The 234-nt window shown below is 39.7% G+C and carries 1 protein-coding gene; it reads left to right on the top strand.

The genetic code is table 11. From position 1 onward, the window contains the following. Window positions 1–10: 10 nt before the first annotated feature. Window positions 11–234, top strand: a 224-nt coding sequence (locus tag AOA60_RS33700) for a hypothetical protein (protein WP_218241008.1), incomplete at its 3' end; no start/stop codon positions are given.

Genomic DNA, 234 nt, shown 5'->3' with positions numbered 1-234 from the left:
ATCTGAGACCATGCTTACCTCCATCGTTCTACAAGGAGAGCGCGAGTCAACAGATTCAGTTTTGAGGAACGTCTACTTAAGGTCCCTATCAGGCTTTGAAGAAAATATTAATCTAGTACAAGGAAGAGAACCTGACCATAGTGATGAAGAAGGCGTTTTTGAAGTATATGTACACGATAGAGCTTTACTAGAGATGGATCTATTTCTTGAAGAAGATATTCGGTTATCCCATAG

Source organism: Pseudomonas sp. 2822-17, assembly GCF_002742485.1.
In the GTDB taxonomy this organism is placed as follows: Bacteria; Pseudomonadota; Gammaproteobacteria; order Pseudomonadales; family Pseudomonadaceae; genus Aquipseudomonas; species Aquipseudomonas cyclaminis.
The sequence above is the reverse complement of the archived record's forward strand: the minus strand, read 5'-3'. Positions and strand labels throughout refer to the sequence as shown.